Below are 18,013 nucleotides of genomic sequence, written 5' to 3' on the forward strand. Positions count from 1 at the left end.
CCGTTAGGGTACGGGCATTATGCATCCTGGGGGGGATCGTGAATCTGAGGGACATTGCCCAGTGGGACACCCGCGCGCTGCAGGCCGTGCAACGGTCGCTGTCGGTGCGGGCGGCGACGATCTGTTTCGTGCAGGACGGTCTCGCCGACATCGGCCGGTTGCCGGCGTGGCACGACGACGCCGCGGACGCCGCACGTCGGCGGTTCCGGATCGTCGCGGATGATCTGAGCGGTGAGGCCGCGGCGATCGCCGTCGTCGAGAAGCTGGCCCGCGACCTGGTCGACGCGGTCACGCACCTGAAATCCGAACTCGACGGCCTCCGCGAAGCGGCCGCCGCCCACGGTATGGCTCTGTCGGACAGCGGGGACATCGCCGAGGCGCCCGGACCGCCCGTCGACACCTCAGGGGCAGCACGGCGCGACGAACTCCGTGCCGCGGCCCGGGCGCTGATCCTGCAGGCGGAAGACCTCGTCGCCGACGCCGCCGCTGTCCTGACGCGGGCCGCGGACGGCGCGGCCGAACCCGGTGAGGCGGATCGACCGGGCACCGGACTGTCCGCCCCGGCGCCCCCGCGGGACGGCTCCCCGCTGGACAACCGCGAGTACTGGGACGCGCTGCCGGCAGCCCAGCGCCGCGAGGTGATCGAGCAGCATCCCGAATGGGTGGGTGACCGCGACGGCATCCCGTCCGCGGTGCGGCACGAGGCGAACGTGAGCCGGTTCGACGACGAGCGGTCGCGGTGGGAGACGGAGCGGGACCGGCTCGGGGAACGGCTGGGCCGCAACATGTTCGGTGGAGCATTCGCCGACGACGACGCCGAGTTGTGGTACGCCGAGCAGAAGTTGCGGGACCTCGACGACCTCGAGAAACTCGTGCGCGATCACCCGGACGGCAGGCTGATGCTGCTGGACCTGCAGTCGGGTGAACGGACGATGGCCGCATTCGCGCTCGGCGACCCCGACACCGCCGACCACATCGCCGTCACCACACCGGGCATCGACACGACCGCCGCCTCGCTGCGCGGGATGACCGATGAGGCGTCGGCGCTGAAGGCCGAGACCGAACGGCAGTTGGACCTGGCCGGCCGCACCGGCGACACGGTGTCGACGATCGCGTGGCTGGGGTATCAGCCGCCGACCACCACCGGTCCGGGCAACTACGACGTGCCGTTCATCGACCAGAATCTCGGGCGCGGATGGCTCCTCGATTCCTGGCAGTCCGACCGCGCGACCGCGGGTGCCCCGAAGCTCGCCTCGTTCTACGAGGGACTCGACGTCGCCTCGCAGACGCCCGATCCGCACATCACCGCGCTCGGCCATTCGTATGGTTCGTACACCCAGGGCCTGGCCCTGCAGGACGCGGGACCGCGGCAACCGGTCGACGACGCCGTGTTCTACGGTTCGCCCGGGTTCGACGCGAACGACGAATCGGATCTCGGGTTGGCACCCCGGCACGGGTTCGTGATGCGCGCGCCCGATGACCCCATCACCGTGGCAGACGGGTTCGGCAGGCTCGGCCCCGATCCGGTGCAGACGGACCTCGAACAACTGTCGGTGCTCGAGGCGTCGACCCCGGACGGCGTGCGGCGCGAAGATGCCAGCGGGCACAGCGAGTATCCGCGGCCGAGTGGCAACGGGGAGCTGCGGACGTCCGGCTACAACATGGCGGTGATCGTCGCGGGCATGCCGGAACTGGCTGTCCGGTGACGGTCCGCGGCGGGTGGGTGGTGAAGACGGTCGCCGTGATCGGCGCGGCGATCCTGACGAGCGGATGTGGTGGCGTGACGGACAACCCGTACAACTTCAGCGACGAGGAGGTTGCGGCGGCGGCAGCGAGCCTGAGCGACCGGCCGACACTCGCGGTCACCGAGCGGCAGGTCACCGACGCGCTGATGCGGATCAGCGAGGCCGTCGCGGCGATTGCACCGGATGTTCGGTGGCGGTGGCATCGCGAACGCAGCCGGGGCGGCGGGTGCCCGGGACCGTATGCGTACACGGAGGGGCAATCCGTCACCACGCCGGTATTGCTGTCCGACACCCCGATCCGCGACGCCGATTGGCCCGCCATGCTGGCCGCGGCCCGTGCGATCGCCGCCGACGCCGGAATGGACCGGCTCGACGTGCAGGCCGACCGACCCGGACACCACGACGTGACGTTCGCCGGTGGCGACGGGAACTGGATCACGTTCGGGACGTACAGGGCAGCGACGATCAGGGGTATCACGGGCTGCCGCCACCCGTGAGTACTTGTTAACGTCCCGCGGTTAAGAAGTACTCACGGGCGGCGGAGCCGCATCGCCGAACGGATCCGACGTCCGGCCGACCAGGTCGGCGACCGATTTGAGCACCGCGGTGGGACGGTAGGGGAACAGTTCCACCGAATCCCGCGTCGAAATTCCGGTGAGGACGAGGATGGTCTGCAGGCCGGCCTCGAGCCCGCAGACGATGTCGGTGTCCATGCGGTCGCCGATCATCAGCGTGTTCGCGGAGTGCGCGCCGATGGCCCGCAACGCCGAGCGCATCATCAGCGCATTCGGCTTGCCCACGTAGTACGGGTCGCGACCGGTGGCCCTACTGATCAGTGCGGCAACGGATCCCGTGGCCGGAAGGGAACCCTCCCGGGACGGGCCGGTGGGGTCGGGGTTGGTGGCGATGAAGCGAGCGCCCCTCTCCACCAAACGAATTGCGGTGGTGATCGCCTCGAAGGAGTAAGTGCGGGTCTCGCCGAGGACCACGTAGTCGGGATCGTTGTCGGTGAGGACGTACCCGATGTCGTGCAGTGCGGTGGTGAGCCCGGATTCGCCGACGACGTAGGCGCTGCCGCCGGGGCGCTGGCTCGCCAGGAACGTCGCGGTGGCCAGGGCGGACGTCCAGATCGATTCCTCGGGAATGTCCAGGCCGGTGCGGAGCAGACGGGCGCGGAGGTCGCGCGGAGTCCTGATCGAATTGTTGGTGAGGACGATGAACGGGGTACCCGACTCCCGGAGTTCGGCGAGGAACAGGTCGGCCCCGGGAACCAGGTGCTCTTCGTGGACGAGAACGCCGTCCATGTCCATCAGATAGGTCCAGCCCGGGTGCTCTACGTCTTTGCTCACCGACTCAGTATGAGGGAGCGGGAGGGTGCATGCGCGACTATGCGAGCAGCCGGAACAGGCCGATGAGGCCGACGACGACGATGGTTCCCCGCAATGCGGTCGGCGACAGCCTGCGGCCGTAACGGGCACCGAGGACGCCTCCGAACAGCGAGCCCACCGCGATCAGGCCGGCGGCCGCCCAGCTGATCCGGTCGAAGGCCACGAGCGTGTACGCGGTCGCGGCGACGACGTTGACGAGGAGCGAGAGCAGGTTCTTCGCGCCGTTCATCCGTTGCAGGCTCTCCGGCAGGATCGCGCCCATCACACCCATCAGCAGGATGCCCTGCGCGGCGGTGAAGTATCCGCCGTACACGCCGACGGCGAACGTCCCGACGGTCAGCAGGGTGAGGCGCGCCGGGCTCAGGCCCGCCTCGTGGCTGCCGCGCTGCTTCGCCCAGGCCTGGATCTTCGGCTGCAGCACCACCAGGATCAGGGCGAGGATCAGCAACACCGGGACGACGAGTTCGAACACAGTTTCGGGTAGGTGCAGCAGTAGCCACGAGCCGAGAACCGCACCGCACAGCGACGCCGGGATCTGCCACCGCAGCCGCGGTCCCTGCCCGGCCAGTTCCCGCCGGTACCCCCACGTGCCGGACACGCCACCGGCGACCAGGCCGATCGCGTTCGACATCGTGGCGGTCACCGGAGGGAACCCGAACGCCACCAGGGTGGGGAAGGTGATGAGCGTGCCGCTGCCGACGATGGCGTTGATCGCGCCCGCGCCTACACCGGCTACCAGGATCGCGATGACTTCGAGTGGTGTCACCGAGGCGACGTTACAAGGGCCTCGGAAGGCCCGGCAGCCGGGTCGCACGACCACGGAGATGCAGGGCTGCACGCATCATCCAACCGCATCGATCTCCGTCTGTCAGTACTTCTGCGCACGGTGATTCTTGCGGCCGATCGGCACCATTTCCCCTGTGTTGCAGGGAAATACCCCGTGTTGACGGGGTTCGGGAATGCGGCTAGTGTTCGCTTCAACCATCCAGAGCGACCGAGAGACCTGGCTCGTTGACGTCGCAGCAACCCTTCCGAATTCTTCGGGTGCGGGTGCTACCGCCGGGATCGATGGAAGGCAGCACATGAACTACCCCGCGCGCCCTGCGTGGCGCAGACGGCACATCGACCTGTGCCGGACCACCTCCTGCCACTGTTGACGAGGTCTCACAGCACGCTCACCGGGCATTTCGCCCGGTGAGCGCCTGACGCGCGCCCGCATCCCGCGGAAGACGCGCCGTCCTCCTGTCCCGATACCAGGTGAAAGGCCGCCTCAGTGATGTCTGTCGTAAGTGGTGAGGAAGCGTGAGCGCCCCCGTCCGGGCGCGTTCGGCCGCGCCCTTCCATTCAGTGCCCTCCGGCGACGGGGACGCCGCGCTGGAAGTGGCGCGGAGGTGGCATCCGTGGCGGTGGATCGTCAGCGCCGCCGTGCTGGTCCTGCTCGCTCAGTTCGTCCACGGCCTCGCCACCAACCCGGGATGGGACTGGGCGACGTTCGCCAAGTACTTCACCGCCGGCTCCGTGCTGCAGGCCCTGTGGATGACGGTGAAGCTGACGCTGTGGGGGACGATCCTCGGATTCGCACTCGGCGTGGTGCTGGCGGTCAGCCGCTTGTCGCACAATCCGGTGTTGCAGGTGATCGCCTGGGTGTACATCTGGGCGTTCCGGTCGATTCCGCTGATCGTGCAGCTCCTGTTCTGGTTCAACATCACGTACCTGTATCAGACTCTGTCGCTGGGCATTCCGTTCGGTCCAGGCTTCTTCACGTTCGAGGTGAACGGTGTCATCAGCGGCTTCACCGCCGCCGTCATCGGTCTGGCCCTGCATCAGGCCGCGTACTCCGCCGAGATCATCCGCTCCGGCATCATCTCGGTGGACCACGGGCAGATCGAGGCGGCGCAGTCGCTGGGCATCCCGCGCCGACGCCAGTTCTTCAAGATCGTTCTGCCCCAGGCGATGCGCGGCATCCTGCCGAACGCCGCGAACGAGGTGATCAGCCTGTTCAAGGGCACCTCGATCGTGTCGACGATGGCAATCGCCGAACTGTTCTACCAGGTTCAGGTGATCTTCGGCCGCAACGGCCGCGTCGTGCCGCTGCTGATGGTCGCGACGATCTGGTACATCATCCTGACCACGCTGTTGTCGATCGGCCAGTACTACGTCGAGCGGCACTACGCGCGCGGATCGGCACGGGCGCTGCCGCCGACTCCGTGGCAGAAGCTCACCCGGAAGTTCGCCGAGATCCGTGACGCCGGTGTCTCCGTACCGAGAGGCGCCACGAAATGACAACCGAAGCCCATCCGGCGGAGTACGCGGTGGAAGTTCGCGGAGTCCACAAGTCCTTCGGCGCACTCGAAGTCCTGCGGGGTGTGGACCTGCTAGTCCGCAAGGGCGAGGTGACGGTGATCCTGGGGCCGTCGGGTTCCGGCAAGTCCACGCTGCTGCGCACGCTCAACCACCTGGAGAAGGTCGACCGCGGCACCATCCGCATCGACGGCGACCTCATCGGTTACCGGCGCAAGGGCAGCAAACTGCACGAACTGCGTGAACGCGACATCCTGAAGCAGCGTTCCCGGATCGGATTCGTCTTCCAGAACTTCAATCTGTTCCCTCACCTCACGGTGCTGGAGAACGTGATCGAGGCGCCGGTGTCGGCGCAGGGCCGCGACCGGGCCGAGGTCGAGGCCGAGGCGATTGCGCTGCTGGAACGGGTGGGCGTAGGTGACAAGGCCCACGAGTACCCGCGACAACTGTCCGGCGGCCAGCAGCAGCGGGTCGCGATCGCCCGGGCCCTCGCACTGCGCCCGGCGGTGATCCTGTTCGACGAGCCCACGTCTGCCCTCGACCCGGAACTGGTCGGCGAGGTCYTCGCCGTGATCAAGCAATTKGCACGGGACGGCGCGACCCTCGTGATCGTCACCCACGAGGTGGGCTTCGCGCGGGAGGTCGCCGACACGGCGGTCTTCATGGACGCCGGCGTCGTGGTGGAACAGGGCCCGCCCTCGCAGGTCATCGACAACCCGCAGCACGACCGCACCACAGCATTCCTCTCCCGAGTTCTCTGATTCTCCACACCTCGGTGTGGATCCCCGAAAGGCGCACATGTCCACCGCACGGTTCCGTACGAAAATTCTGGCCTCGGCCCTCACCACCGTCGCGCTGCTCGCCGCCGCATGCGGGGGCGGCGACGTCGAGGACGAGGGATCGGCGCCGACCTCGGCTGCCGGATACAACCTCACCGCCGACCAGAATCGCATCACCACCGACGAGGTCGAGTCGATCGCCGCGAAGGTCCCCCAACAGATTCGCGACCGCGGCACGCTCGTCGTGACGGGCAGCGCCGGCTCCGCCCCGCCCCTGCGTTTCTACGCCGACGACGACAAGACGCTCATCGGCTCGGAGACCGACTTCGCGTACCTGATCGGCGACGTTCTCGGGTTGAAGGTCGATCTCCAGGCGGCGGACTGGGCGCAGAACTTCGTCCGCATCGATTCGGGGGAGGCCGACGCGTTCATCTCCAACGTCACCGTCACCGAGGAGCGGAAGGAGAAGTACGACTTCTCGACGTACCGCCTCGACACGGTCGCGTTCGAGACGAAGAAGGACAGCGGCATCCAGATCAAGGAGCCCAAGGACGTCGCAGGTCTGAAGATCGCGGTCTCCTCCGGCACCAATCAGGAAGCGCTGCTGGTGAAGTGGAGTGAGCAGAACGTCGCGGCGGGGCTCGAACCGACCGACATCACCTACTACCAGAACGTCACCGACTACTACCTGCCCCTCGCGTCGGGCCGGATCGACGCCTACTTCGGGCCCAACCCGTCCTCGTCGTTCCACGTGGCGCAGGCCGGGGAGAGTGAGATCGCCGGAACGTTCTCGGGGGCGGGCGACGCCCTCCAGGGTGAGATCGCCGTGCTCACCAAGAAGGACAACGGACTGGTGGCCGCCGTCAACGAGGCCATCAACCACATCATCGAGAACGGTACGTACGCACAGGTTCTCGAACGCTGGAACATCGCGAGCGAGGCCGTCGGCACGTCGGTCGTCAACCCGCCCGGCCTCCCGAAGACCAGCTGACAGGAGGACCAGTGACCGAGAGGACCGAATCCGTGCAGACCGTGTTCGTCGATCAGGCCGATCCGCTGGCCGCGCCGCTGCTCGAAGAACTGGCGATCGAGTACAGCACCCGGTACGGGCGCACCCGCGACGAGATCTACGACGACCTCAGCACGTACCCGGCGGAGGAGTTCGCCGCACCGGGTGGCGCGTTGCTCGTTCTGGTCGACGACGGGACGTCCGTGGCGGGCGGGGCCTTCCGCCGCTACGACGACACGACGGCCGAACTCAAACGGATCTGGACCTCGTCGGCGCACCGCCGCCGCGGCCTCGGACGAATCGTGCTGCGGGAGCTCGAGGCCGCGATCGCCCGAGCAGGCTATTCCCGCATCTTCCTCACCACTGGGCCGCGGCAGCCCGAGGCGGTGGCCCTGTACCTGGCCGCGGGGTACACGGCGCTGTTCGACCGCTCCCTCCCACCGCAGGACGTCGGAATCCACGGATTCGAGAAGATCCTGCACACCCCTACCGCTCTGCCTTCCGTCTGGGCCGCAAAGGAGTACGAGTCCGTATGAAGTTTCTGCTGATGAGCCTGATCACTCACCACCCGGACCCGGTGACCGGGGAGAAGATCGGCACTGCGGCGAGGCTGCAGGAGGTCGTGGACTCCGCCGTCCTCGCCGAGCAACTGGGGTACGACGGGTTCGCGGTGGGCGAGCGCCACGAGCATCCCTTCCTGTCCTCGTCCCCGCCCGTGGTGCTCAGCGCCATCGCGGCGCGCACCAGCACGCTGCAGTTGTGGACCGCGGTGACCACGCTGAGCCTGCTCGACCCGGTCCGCGCGTTCGAGGACTACTCGACGCTGGACAACCTGTCGGGCGGCCGGTTGCAGCTCATCATCGGCAAGGGCAACGGCACCGCGCAGGCGGAGCTGTTCCACGTCACCCCGGACGACCAGTGGGACCGCAACCGCGAGGGCTACGAACTGTTCCGGCAGTTGTGGGAGAGCGAGGACGTCACCTGGGAAGGCACGTTCCGGCCGTCTCTCGAGCACGCTGTCGCCCTTCCGCGCCCGCTGCAGCGGCGGATCCGGATCTGGCACGGCAGCGCGACGAGCAAGGAGTCGGTGGATCTCGCTGCCCGCTACGGTGATCCGATCTTCTCGGCGAACGTCACGTATCCGATCGACTCGTACGCCGAACTCGTCCGGCACTACCGCGAACGGTGGGCGTACTACGGTCACGATCCCGCCGACGCCCTCGTCGGCGCCGGAACGGCCGGGTTCTACGTGACGGCGAACTCGCAGGATGCGCTGGACGTGTGGCGGCCGATTCACGCGGCTCGCCTCGACTTCGCCCGCAGCGCAGGACTTCCGGTGGTGTTCGAGACCGTGGAGGACTTCGTCGAACGCAGCTCCGCACTGATCGGCAGCCCGCAGCAGGTGATCGACAAGGTGCAGCGCTACCACGAGCAGTTCGGCCACGAGGTGATCCACCTGAGCGCCGACCGCGTCGGCAGCGACAAGCAGCACCGCGAAAGCCTGGAGCTGTTCCAGGCCGAGGTGGCAACCGGGCTGYGCGAGACCATTCCGAGCCGACCCCTCGCGGCCGGCACCGAGGAGGAAAACTCATGAGCCTGGTTCTGGGCATCGAACTCGACGGCGAGGGTGCGCATCCCGAAGCCTGGCGGCGAGCCGCGCACACACCCGACCGGTTGCTGACCGGGCGAACGGTGGCGGACCGGGTCGCGGCCGCGGAAAACGCCGCTTTCACGTTCGCGTCTTTCGACGATTCGCTCCTGCCGCCCGGCGCCGACGGGGGACCCGTCGGCCGGATCGACGCGGTGAACCGCGCAGCGTTCGTCGCCGCGACCACCAGCACGATCGGACTCGTACCGGTCGTCGGCACCACGTACGCCGAGCCGTTCCACACGTCCTCCCAGCTCGCGACGCTCGACTACGCGTCGCGCGGTCGCGGCGGCTGGATCGCGGCACGCGACACCGACCCGCGGGTCGCGAGCGCACTGGGCCGGGCCGAGGTCACCACACCCGCCGACCTCGCGCGGGAGGAACGGGACGCGATCACCGTGGTCCGGGACCTGTGGGATTCGTGGGAGGACGACGCGGTGATCCGCGACTACGCCACCGGACGTTTCGTCGACCGCGACCGATTGCACTACATCGACTTCCGGGGCGAGACGTACTCGGTGAAGGGTCCGGCCATCGTGCCCCGGCCACCGCAGGGGCAATTGGTGGTATTCGGCCGCGCGGGGCACACGGATCCGTCGCTGGTCGACGTGGTGCTGGTGTCCGGACCGACACTCGAGGACACCACCGCGGCCGCCGGGCGCGCGAAGGCCGGCGGCGCACCGCTGGTGGTCGCCGAACTGGATGTCGCGCTCGGCTCGTCGACGCCTGCCCCGCCGAGCGGACGGCTGTCGTTCGCCGGCGACGCCACCGGGCTGCTGGAACTGCTCCGCGCCCTGGATACGCACGTCGACGGTGYGCGCCTGCATCCCGCCGTCGTCGACGAGGATCTTCCGGTGCTCGCGCGATACGTGGTCCCGGCACTTCTCCGTGCCGGCATCGCCCACCGCCCCGTCCCCGGTTCGACCCTGCGCAGCACGCTGGGCCTCGACCGTCCCATCACCCGATTCCAGGCCGAGCGCCTCGAAGACTCCTCTCGCTGAAAGGTTGTGGAGAACATGACCGACAACTCGTACGCCAGGCCCGGCGCCCAGGTGCACTTCGGTGTCTTCTTCCAGGGCGTCAACCACACGACGATCTGGTCCGATCCGTCGAGCGGATCGCAGATCGACTTCGAAACGTTCCGTCGGGTGGCACTGACCGCCGAGCGCGGCCTGTTCGACGCCTTCTTCCTCGGTGAGGGCCTGCGCCTGCGGGAACAGGAAGGCAAGATTCTCGATCTCGACATCGTGGGCAGGCCGGACGCGATCACCCAGCTCTCGGCGCTGGCCGGCATCACCCGGCACATCGGGTTGGTGGCCACCCAGAACACCACCTACAACGAGCCCGCCGACCTCGCCCGGCGGCTGTCCGGGCTGGACCTGCTGTCCGGTGGCCGTGCCGGCTGGAACGCCGTCACCACGGACAACGCGTGGACCGGTGAGAACTTCCGGCGCGGCGGCTTCCTCGATCACGCCGACAGGTACGAGCGGGCCGGGCAATTCCTCGACACCGCCCGGGCGATCTGGGATGCGTGGGTAGACGGCGCGGTCGCGACGAGCACCGACGCGCCGTCGTGGTCGACCCCGGACGGTGTGCAGGAGGTGTCCCGGCGCACGTCACAGTTCGACGTCACGGTCACCCCCACGCTGCCGCGCAGCGCGCAGGGGCATCCCGTCATCTTCCAGGCCGGCGACTCACCGGCGGGCCGGGACTTCGCGGCCGCGCACACCGACGTGATCTTCTCCCGGCACGGAACGCATTTCGACGAGGCGCTCGCCTTCGCCGAGGACATCCGGGCGAGACTGCGTCGTGCCGGCCGTCCCGAGGACGACGTCAAGATTCTGCCGGGCACGCAGATCGTGCTCGCGGAGAACGCGTCCGAGGTGGAGGAGAAGGTGCGCTGGGTTCTCGAGGGCCAGTACACCGGGCAGACGGCGTTGTCGCTGGTCGGTCAGGTGTGGGGCCGCGATCTGTCCGATCGCGACCCGGACGGTCCACTGCCCGAATTCGATCCGGTGCCCGCGCCGATCTCCGTCACCCGTGGGGCGGCGCGTGACGGAAAGGATCCGCTCGCCATCGCCCGGGAATGGCGGGCCCTGGCAGAGGCGCAGAACCTGTCGCTGCGTCAGGTTGCGATCGCGACCACCCAGCGCTCCGGATTCGCCGGTACTCCCGGGCAGGTCGCCGACGAACTCACCCGGTGGGTTCGCAGTGGGGCCACGGACGGGTTCAACATCTCGCCGTATCTGGTGCCCACCGGACTCGACGAGATCGTCGACCTGCTTGTGCCCGAATTGCAGGAGCGAGGTTCGTACCGAACGGAATACGAAGGCTCCACCCTGCGTGAACATCTCGGTCTCCGGCCCGCTCTGTCGCGGCGGGAACTCCCGCCCCGGCAGGCCGTGGGGTAACGGGGGTCCGTGTGGCGCGGCGACCGGCGATCTCTTACACTCGGTAACGACCATCCAGAGCGACCGAGAGACCTGGCTCGTTGACGTCGCAGCAACCCCCCGCCCTGCGGGTGCGGGTGCTACCGCCGGGATCGATGGAGGAACGATGTTGACCGAAGGTTTCGTGAGCGCCTGGGGGCGTCTCCACGTCGATCTCTGCCGGCTGTCCACCTCGATCTGTCACAGCTGACCTGACACCCCGATCCGTCGGGGTTCCGGCTCTTCACACCGCATCCGCGTCGGATCCGGTGTCCCTCACCTTCCTGTGCGCGTGAGCGCTGCCGAATCGACTTGGCAGCACGCACGGCACTTCTTCGAGATCACGGAGTTCTCGGTGCCATCAGTGCTTTTGTCCTCGCCCCACCGCGGTGCCCGCATCGCAGCAGGTATCGGTGCCGTTGCCGTGCTGGCCACGGCGCTCACCGCCTGCGGTGGCGGTTCCAGCAGTTCCTCCGCGGATGCGGGCCCCGCGCAGCCCGGCGGCACACTCCGCTACGGCCTGTCCCAGGCACCCACGTGCGCCGACCCCGCGCAGTCGGGCACGAATCAGACGGTCTACGTGGCTCGTCAGGTGGTGGACTCGCTCACCGACCAGGACCCGGAGACGGGCGAACTGAAGCCGTGGCTCGCCGAGAGCTGGGAAACCGGCGCCGACGCGTCCTCCTTCACGTTCCACCTGAAGGAGGGGGTGACGTTCAGTGACGGAACACCTTTCACCGCGGAGTCGGTGAAGAAGAATCTCGACGCCATCGTGAACACCCTCTCCGGCGCCAAGGCCCCGCTCGGTGCCAGCTACCTCGCCGGTTACACCGGTACCACCGTGATCGACCCGCTGACGGCGCAGGTCGACTTCGCCGCACCCAACGCGCAGTTCCTGCAGGCGTCGTCCACCCCGCAGCTGGGCATCCTGTCCGATGCGTCCGTCGCGAAGTCCGCCGAAGAACGGTGCACCGGCAACATCTCGGGCACCGGACCGTTCACGTACGCCGACTACCAGCAGGACAAGTCGGTGACCCTCGCCAAGCGCGCCGGATACAACTGGGGTTCGGACGTGTTCGGCCATGACGGCGAGGCCTACCTCGACACCATCGAGTTCAGCGTCGTGCCCGAATCCGGTGTCCGCACGGGCAGCCTGTCCTCGGGACAGCTGGACGCGATCAGCGACGCGTTGCCGCAGGACGCCCCGCAGATCGAAGGCGCGGGCGGGCAGGTGCTCACCACGTCGAACCCCGGGACCCCGTTCGGCTTCCAGCCCAACGTGACTCGCGGACCGCTCGTCGACCCCGTCGTGCGCAGCGCGCTGGTCCCGGCGATCAACCGGCAGGAACTGGTCGACACCGTACTCGGTCCCAACTTCACACCCGCCACCAGCACGCTGGCCAGTCGCACCCCGGGCTACGTGGCGCTGCTGGACGTGACGTACGACCCGGAGAAGGCGAAGTCGATTCTGGATCAGGCGGGCTGGGTTCCCGGTGCCGACGGCATCCGCGAGAAGAGCGGTCAGAAGCTGAGCTTCCCCGTTCTGTTCAGCTCCGTGTTCGCCGGCAACCAGGCCATCCTCGAACTGGTGCAGCAGCAGCTCAAAGAGGTGGGAGTGGATCTGCAGCTGAATCTCGTGTCCACTCCGGAGTCCATCGCCCGCCAGAATTCCAAGGACTTCGACGCCACCTACTACAACAGCACCCGCGCCGACGGTGACATCCTCCGCACCCAGTTCGGCCTCGACGGCCGCAACCTGAACAACCGCGGACCGATTCCCGCGCTCGACGACGTGCTCGCGAAGCAACTCGCCACCACCGACACCACCGAGCGGAGCGCGCTCGTCGCCGACGCCCAGCAACAGGTGCTCGACAACGGTCTGTGGATCCCCACGGTGGAGTTGTCGCAGGCGATCGGCGCAGGTCCCAACGTGCAGGACCTGAAGTTCGAGGCCTCGGCCCGGCTCCAGTTCTTCGACACCTGGATCAGCGGACGCTGAGCCATGATTCGCTACCTCGGACTACGCGTGCTGCAGGCGATCGCCGTCCTGTGGGCGACGTTCACCGTGTCGTTCGCCGTGCTGTTCCTGCTGCCGTCCGACCCRGTGAGCATCGCCGTCGACTCGGCGACCACCGGAACGACGGTCGACGCGGCCGCCGTCGCGGAGCTGCAGGCGCGGTACGGCCTCGACCAGCCGGTGTGGGTGCAGTACTGGAACTCGCTGAGCCACGCCGTCCGCGGTGACTTCGGGTACTCGATCGCCACCGGGCAATCGGTGACCGAGGCGATCGGGAACGCGGTCCCCAGCACGCTCGCGCTGGCGTCGGCGGCGCTGGTTCTCGCGGTCGTGTTCGGGGCAGCGGTCGCGTTCCTCGCCACCTACACCAGGGTCCACTGGGTGCGGAATCTGCTGTTCTCACTGCCTCCGCTCGGTGTCGCGGTGCCGACATTCTGGGTGGGACTGATTCTGCTGCAGCTATTCTCGTTCCGGCTGAAGGCCTTCCCGGCGTTCGGTGACCAGGGGATCGCGACGCTGGTGCTCCCCGCGGTGACGCTCGCGCTGCCGACCGGTGCCGTGATCGCGCAGGTGCTCGCGGCGAGTCTGCAGACCACGTGGCGGCAGCCGTTCATCGAAGCCGCGCGGGCGAAGGGCGCGTCCCGCTGGCAGATTCAGACCCGGCACGCGCTGCGCCTGTCGAGCATTCCGGCGTTCACCATCGCCGGTGTGCTCGTGGGTAATCTGCTGGCCGGATCGGTCGTCGTCGAGACGGTGTTCTCGCGCGCCGGCGTGGGGCGGCTCACCCAGACGTCCGTGATGGCGCAGGACATTCCGGTGGTCCAGGGAATCGTGGTGCTGAGCTCGGTCGTCTACGTACTCGTCAATCTCGCCGTCGATCTGCTCTATCCGCTGATCGATCCCCGGATCGTCGAGGGCAGGCGCAGTTCCGGCCGCAACACCACCGCGGATGTGGAGGAGAAGGTTCATGTCTGACATCCTCACCAGGGAACTGATCGAGGAGGCCGAGGGTTTCGGCGCTCCGCCGACCGAACCGCCTCCCGTGGTCGCGTCCGAGTCGGACAGTCGCGGACGCCGCGCGGTGCCGTGGTTGCGTCGCAATCTCGTGCCGGTGGCCTCGGCCGCCGTGCTCCTCGTCGCGGTCGGATTCGCGGTGGCGCCGTCGGTGTTCGCGAGCGGCGACCCGCTGGTCGGGGTGCCCGCCCAGAAACTGCAGGCGCCGAGTGCCGCGCATTGGTTCGGCACCGACAACATCGGCCGTGACGTGTATACCCGCGTGGTCCACGGTGCCGGATTATCTTTGACCGCAACGCTGTTGGCTGTGGGTATCGCGCTGGTCGTCGGTTCGCTGATCGGCCTGCTGTCCGGTGCCGTCGGAGGTGCGCTGGACGCCGTCCTGATGCGCGTCGTCGACGTCCTCCTGTCGATCCCCGCCCTGCTGCTCTCGCTCGCCCTGGTGACCGCGCTGGGGTTCGGCACGGTCAACGTGGCGATCGCGGTGGGCGTGTCGCTGATCGCGAACTTCGCCCGCGTGATGCGGTCGGAGGTGCTGCGAGTACGCCGGTCGCTGTACGTCGAGGCGGCGTTCGCGTCGGGTGTCCGCTGGCACACGGTGCTGCGCCGCCACGTTCTGCGGAACTCGTACGCGCCTGTCGTGGCACTCGCCGCCGTCGAGTTCGGGATGGCGGTCCTCGCGGTGTCGTCGCTGAGCTTCCTCGGGTTCGGCGCGGTGCCGCCCACCCCGGAATGGGGCTCGCTGATCTCCGAGGGCCGGAACTACCTCGCCACCGCGTGGTGGATGACCACCCTGCCCGGACTGGTGATCGTGGCCGTCGTGCTGTCGGCGCACCGACTCGGGCATGCACTCGAACAGAGGGAAGCGCGATGAGCTCGACGACTACTGCTGCGGCAGGCACCACGGCGCCGCTACTCCAGGTCTCCGGACTGCGGGTGGCGTACGGGAGCGTGAGCGATCCCGTCGTGGCCGTGAAAGGCGTCGACCTCACGGTGTCGCGCGGGGAAGTGGTGGCCGTGGTCGGCGAGTCCGGCTCCGGGAAATCCACCACCGCGCACGCGATCCTCGGATTGCTCAGCGGATCCGGGCGGGCCGTGGCCGGCACCGTCACGTTCGACGGTGAGCGTCTCGACACCAAGTCGGAGCGCGCACTCGAGCGGATCCGCGGCGCCCGGATCGGGCTGGTTCCCCAGGACCCGACGACGTCGCTCAACCCCGTCCTGAGAGTCGGCGCCCAGGTGGCGGAGGTGCTCCGGATCCACGGTCTCGCCGACCGGCGGACGGCAGGCATCGAGGCAGTGCGCATTCTCGCCGAGGCCGGGATCGACAAGCCCGAGGTGCGGGCGAGGCAGTACCCGCAGGACCTGTCGGGCGGGCAACGGCAGCGCGTCCTGATCGGGATCGCGCTGGCGTGCAGCCCCGAACTCGTGATCGCGGACGAGCCGACCAGCGCACTCGACGTCACCGTGCAGCGTCGGATTCTCGATCACCTCGACGCGCGGATCGCCGAGTCCGGCACCGCGGTCCTGCTGATCACGCACGATCTGGGTGTCGCCGCCGACCGTGCCGACCGGATCGTGGTGATGAGCGAGGGTGAGGTGGTGGAAGCGGGCCCCACCCGCGAGATCCTCGAGAACCCACAGCACGAGTACACCCGCACCCTGCTGGCCGCGGCGCCGAGTCTCGCGGTGGGACGGGGGCCCAGTCGCGCCGCGGAGGCGGGCGGAGCCGAACCCGATGTCCTGCTGCGCGTGTCCCGGGTGTCCAAGACGTTCCGGATCGACCGGCGCACGGCCATCGACGCCGTCCAGGGCGTGTCGTTCGAGGTTCCCCGCGGGCGCACGCTGTCGCTGGTGGGGGAGTCCGGGTCCGGCAAGTCCACGGTGGCCCGGATCGCGATCCGGTTGGAATCTCCCACCGCGGGCCGCGTCGAGTTCGACGGCCGGGACATCACCGGCCTGCGCGGCGGCGCGCTGCGTGCCCTGCGCCGCCGAGTGCAGATCGTGTACCAGAACCCGTATGCGTCCCTCGATCCGAAGCTGACGATCGCGGACATCGTCGCGGAACCGCTCGGTGCGTTCGGTGTCGGCACCCGGGCGGAACGGGCGGCACGAGTCGCCGAACTGCTCGAACAGGTCGCGTTGCCGCGTACCTACCTCGAACGCAGACCGGCCGAGCTGTCCGGTGGGCAACGGCAGCGGGTCGCGATCGCCCGCGCGCTCACGCTGCACCCGGAACTCGTCGTGCTCGACGAACCGGTGTCCGCGCTGGACGTCTCGGTGCAGTCGCAGATCCTCGGGCTGCTCGAGCGCCTGCAGCGGGAACTCGGGCTCAGCTACCTCTTCATCTCGCACGACCTCGCCGTGGTCCGGCAGATCAGCGACACGGTCGCGGTGATGCAGTCCGGCCGCATCGTCGAATCGGGCACCGCGGCAGCAATATTCGACAATCCCCGCCACGACTACACCCGGCAGTTGCTCGACGCCATCCCGGGACGATCCGTCGTGCGTCCACGTTCTGCACAGCTGGAGGAATCGATTCATGCCTGAGCCACACGACCCGCTCGTCGCCGTCGATCTGTACGGCACGGGGATTCACCCGCAGTCCTGGCGTCGTCCGGACTCGCGCGCCGAGGACCTCTTCACCGCCGGCTACTGGACCGGCCTGCTCGGGCAGGCCGACTCGGCCGGAGTGGACCTCGCGTTCGTCGGCGATACCTTCGCGATCGCCACGACGGGACATGCCGATCAGCGTGGGCAACTGGACGCCGTGGCGATCGCCGCACGGGCCGTCGCGCCCACCGAGCGGATCGGCCTGGTTCCCACGGTGACCGTCACCCACACCGAACCGTTCCACGTGTCCAAGGCCATCGCGAGCCTCGACCACGCGTCTCTCGGCCGTGCCGGATGGCAGGTGGACGTGTCGGCCGGTCAGGCGCAGGCGAATCTGTTCGGACGCAAGGACGCGCAGGATGCCGAGAGTCTGTGGGCGGAGGCGGCCGACGCGATCGAGGTCGTGAGCCTGCTGTGGGACAGCTGGGAGGACGACGCCGAGATCCGCGACGTCGCCACCGGCCGCTTCATCGACCGGGACAAGCTGCACTACATCGACTTCGAGGGCGCGCACTTCTCCGTGAAGGGTCCCTCGATCACGCCGCGGTCGCCGCAGGGGCAGTCGCTGATCGTGATCGGCGCGCGGGACGAGCACTCCACGAGGGTGGCCGCCGCGCGTGCCGACGTGATCCGCATCGGCGCACCCACCGTGGACGCGGCACGTGACGTCGCGGACCGGGTGCGACGTGCCGCCGCCGAGGCCGGCCGGGACCCCGCCTCGCTGCGGATCCTGCTCGACGTCGAGGTGGTGATCGCCGAGACCGCCGACACGGCGGAACGCGACCTCGCCCAGCTCGAGAACTGGTCCGGCGGCCGGTACGAGCCGGCGTCGATTCTCCACCGCGGCGACGCGCCGGGACTCTCCCGGCTGATCACCGACGTGGTGGGCGCCGGGGGCGTCGACGGCGTGACCCTCCGGCCGCTGGCGCTGACGTCCGGCCTGAACGAGATCACCGAGCGCGTCCTGCCGCTGCTGCGGCCGGGCGGCCGAGCGTCCGACAGCGGGGTGCTCCGGGAGCGGCTCGGCTTCACCCGTCCCGTCAATCACTTCGCCGGACAGGACTGACATC

The 18,013-nt window shown here is 68.6% G+C and carries 18 protein-coding genes and 2 riboswitches; of the genes, 16 read left to right on the plus strand and 2 right to left on the minus strand.

All coding sequences use genetic code 11. From position 1 onward, the window contains the following. The first annotated feature begins 38 nt into the window (after positions 1-38). Together AC1D1G_RS06425 and AC1D1G_RS06430 are read left to right on the plus strand one after the other, a co-directional pair. Positions 39-1,706, plus strand: a complete 1,668-nt coding sequence (locus AC1D1G_RS06425) for an alpha/beta hydrolase (protein WP_477951523.1) — start codon at positions 39-41, stop codon at positions 1,704-1,706. Next, positions 1,703-2,242 carry an LppA family lipoprotein gene (locus tag AC1D1G_RS06430; RefSeq protein WP_477951524.1) on the plus strand — a complete coding sequence of 180 codons (540 nt, stop codon included), beginning with the start codon at positions 1,703-1,705 and terminating at the stop codon, positions 2,240-2,242. Before AC1D1G_RS06425 ends, AC1D1G_RS06430 begins: the two co-directional genes overlap by 4 nt. A gap of 21 nt (positions 2,243-2,263) precedes the next feature. Here the strand turns inward: AC1D1G_RS06430 and AC1D1G_RS06435 are convergent, their stop codons facing one another. Then, positions 2,264-3,055, minus strand: coding sequence for an HAD-IIA family hydrolase (locus tag AC1D1G_RS06435; RefSeq protein WP_280780012.1), 792 nt, complete (start codon positions 3,053-3,055; stop codon positions 2,264-2,266). 76 nt (positions 3,056-3,131) lie between these two features. Then, complete coding sequence (locus AC1D1G_RS06440) at positions 3,132-3,899, minus strand: sulfite exporter TauE/SafE family protein (RefSeq protein WP_280779768.1); 768 nt, start codon at positions 3,897-3,899, stop codon at positions 3,132-3,134. Between the two features lie 212 nt (positions 3,900-4,111). Continuing rightward, positions 4,112-4,208, plus strand: a riboswitch (SAM riboswitch). 7 nt (positions 4,209-4,215) lie between these two features. Between AC1D1G_RS06440 and AC1D1G_RS06445 the strand changes: the two genes are divergently transcribed. The 14 genes from AC1D1G_RS06445 to AC1D1G_RS06510 all read left to right on the plus strand — a co-directional run bounded on the left by AC1D1G_RS06445 (position 4,216) and on the right by AC1D1G_RS06510 (position 18,009). Continuing rightward, positions 4,216-4,290, plus strand: a complete 75-nt coding sequence (locus tag AC1D1G_RS06445) for a putative leader peptide (protein ID WP_369426197.1) — start codon at positions 4,216-4,218, stop codon at positions 4,288-4,290. 145 nt (positions 4,291-4,435) lie between these two features. Further along, complete coding sequence (locus AC1D1G_RS06450) at positions 4,436-5,416, plus strand: amino acid ABC transporter permease (protein WP_477951525.1); 981 nt, start codon at positions 4,436-4,438, stop codon at positions 5,414-5,416. Continuing rightward, positions 5,413-6,195, plus strand: coding sequence for an amino acid ABC transporter ATP-binding protein (locus AC1D1G_RS06455; RefSeq protein ID WP_477951526.1), 783 nt, complete (start codon positions 5,413-5,415; stop codon positions 6,193-6,195). The genes AC1D1G_RS06450 and AC1D1G_RS06455 overlap by 4 nt, the downstream gene beginning before the upstream one ends. 37 nt (positions 6,196-6,232) lie before the next feature. Further along, the gene (locus AC1D1G_RS06460) at positions 6,233-7,204 is read left to right on the plus strand and encodes an ABC transporter substrate-binding protein (protein ID WP_283353291.1); all 972 of its coding nucleotides are present in this window, start codon (positions 6,233-6,235) and stop codon (positions 7,202-7,204) included. A gap of 11 nt (positions 7,205-7,215) precedes the next feature. Further along, positions 7,216-7,758, plus strand: coding sequence for a GNAT family N-acetyltransferase (locus AC1D1G_RS06465; protein WP_477951527.1), 543 nt, complete (start codon positions 7,216-7,218; stop codon positions 7,756-7,758). Next, positions 7,755-8,816, plus strand: a complete 1,062-nt coding sequence (locus AC1D1G_RS06470) for an LLM class flavin-dependent oxidoreductase (RefSeq protein ID WP_477951528.1) — start codon at positions 7,755-7,757, stop codon at positions 8,814-8,816. Before AC1D1G_RS06465 ends, AC1D1G_RS06470 begins: the two co-directional genes overlap by 4 nt. Then, positions 8,813-9,871, plus strand: a complete 1,059-nt coding sequence (locus AC1D1G_RS06475; RefSeq protein WP_477951529.1) for an LLM class flavin-dependent oxidoreductase — start codon at positions 8,813-8,815, stop codon at positions 9,869-9,871. The genes AC1D1G_RS06470 and AC1D1G_RS06475 overlap by 4 nt, the downstream gene beginning before the upstream one ends. Before the next feature lie 15 nt (positions 9,872-9,886). Next, complete coding sequence (locus AC1D1G_RS06480) at positions 9,887-11,281, plus strand: NtaA/DmoA family FMN-dependent monooxygenase (protein ID WP_283336541.1); 1,395 nt, start codon at positions 9,887-9,889, stop codon at positions 11,279-11,281. Between the two features lie 47 nt (positions 11,282-11,328). Further along, positions 11,329-11,422, plus strand: a riboswitch (SAM riboswitch). A gap of 4 nt (positions 11,423-11,426) precedes the next feature. Next, entirely contained in the window at positions 11,427-11,510 is an 84-nt protein-coding gene (locus AC1D1G_RS06485; protein WP_310794466.1) for a putative leader peptide, read from the plus strand. Between the two features lie 153 nt (positions 11,511-11,663). After that, on the plus strand, positions 11,664-13,298 hold the full coding sequence (locus AC1D1G_RS06490) for an ABC transporter substrate-binding protein (protein WP_477951540.1): 1,635 nt from the start codon (positions 11,664-11,666) through the stop codon (positions 13,296-13,298). 3 nt (positions 13,299-13,301) lie between these two features. Further along, positions 13,302-14,291, plus strand: coding sequence for an ABC transporter permease (locus AC1D1G_RS06495; protein WP_105415193.1), 990 nt, complete (start codon positions 13,302-13,304; stop codon positions 14,289-14,291). Continuing rightward, on the plus strand, positions 14,284-15,204 hold the full coding sequence (locus AC1D1G_RS06500; RefSeq protein WP_477951530.1) for an ABC transporter permease: 921 nt from the start codon (positions 14,284-14,286) through the stop codon (positions 15,202-15,204). Before AC1D1G_RS06495 ends, AC1D1G_RS06500 begins: the two co-directional genes overlap by 8 nt. After that, a complete protein-coding gene (locus AC1D1G_RS06505) occupies positions 15,201-16,880 on the plus strand; it encodes a dipeptide ABC transporter ATP-binding protein (protein WP_477951531.1) in 1,680 nt (559 codons plus the stop codon). Before AC1D1G_RS06500 ends, AC1D1G_RS06505 begins: the two co-directional genes overlap by 4 nt. Then, entirely contained in the window at positions 16,873-18,009 is a 1,137-nt protein-coding gene (locus tag AC1D1G_RS06510; protein ID WP_477951532.1) for an LLM class flavin-dependent oxidoreductase, read from the plus strand. Before AC1D1G_RS06505 ends, AC1D1G_RS06510 begins: the two co-directional genes overlap by 8 nt. Positions 18,010-18,013 lie beyond the last annotated feature (4 nt).

Source organism: Rhodococcus sp. P3_B8 (genome assembly GCF_056402775.1).

Bases quoted from the DNA above. Each gene is read 5' to 3' on its own strand.
- AC1D1G_RS06435 (WP_280780012.1), bottom strand. From the start codon at position 3,055: ATGGACATGGACGGCGTTCTCGTCCACGAAGAGCACCTGGTTCCCGGG.
- AC1D1G_RS06460 (WP_283353291.1), top strand. From the start codon at position 6,233: ATGTCCACCGCACGGTTCCGTACGAAAATTCTGGCCTCGGCCCTCACC.
- AC1D1G_RS06480 (WP_283336541.1), top strand. From the start codon at position 9,887: ATGACCGACAACTCGTACGCCAGGCCCGGCGCCCAGGTGCACTTCGGT.
- AC1D1G_RS06485 (WP_310794466.1), top strand. From the start codon at position 11,427: ATGTTGACCGAAGGTTTCGTGAGCGCCTGGGGGCGTCTCCACGTCGAT.
- AC1D1G_RS06500 (WP_477951530.1), top strand. From the start codon at position 14,284: ATGTCTGACATCCTCACCAGGGAACTGATCGAGGAGGCCGAGGGTTTC.
- AC1D1G_RS06505 (WP_477951531.1), top strand. From the start codon at position 15,201: ATGAGCTCGACGACTACTGCTGCGGCAGGCACCACGGCGCCGCTACTC.
- AC1D1G_RS06510 (WP_477951532.1), top strand. From the start codon at position 16,873: ATGCCTGAGCCACACGACCCGCTCGTCGCCGTCGATCTGTACGGCACG.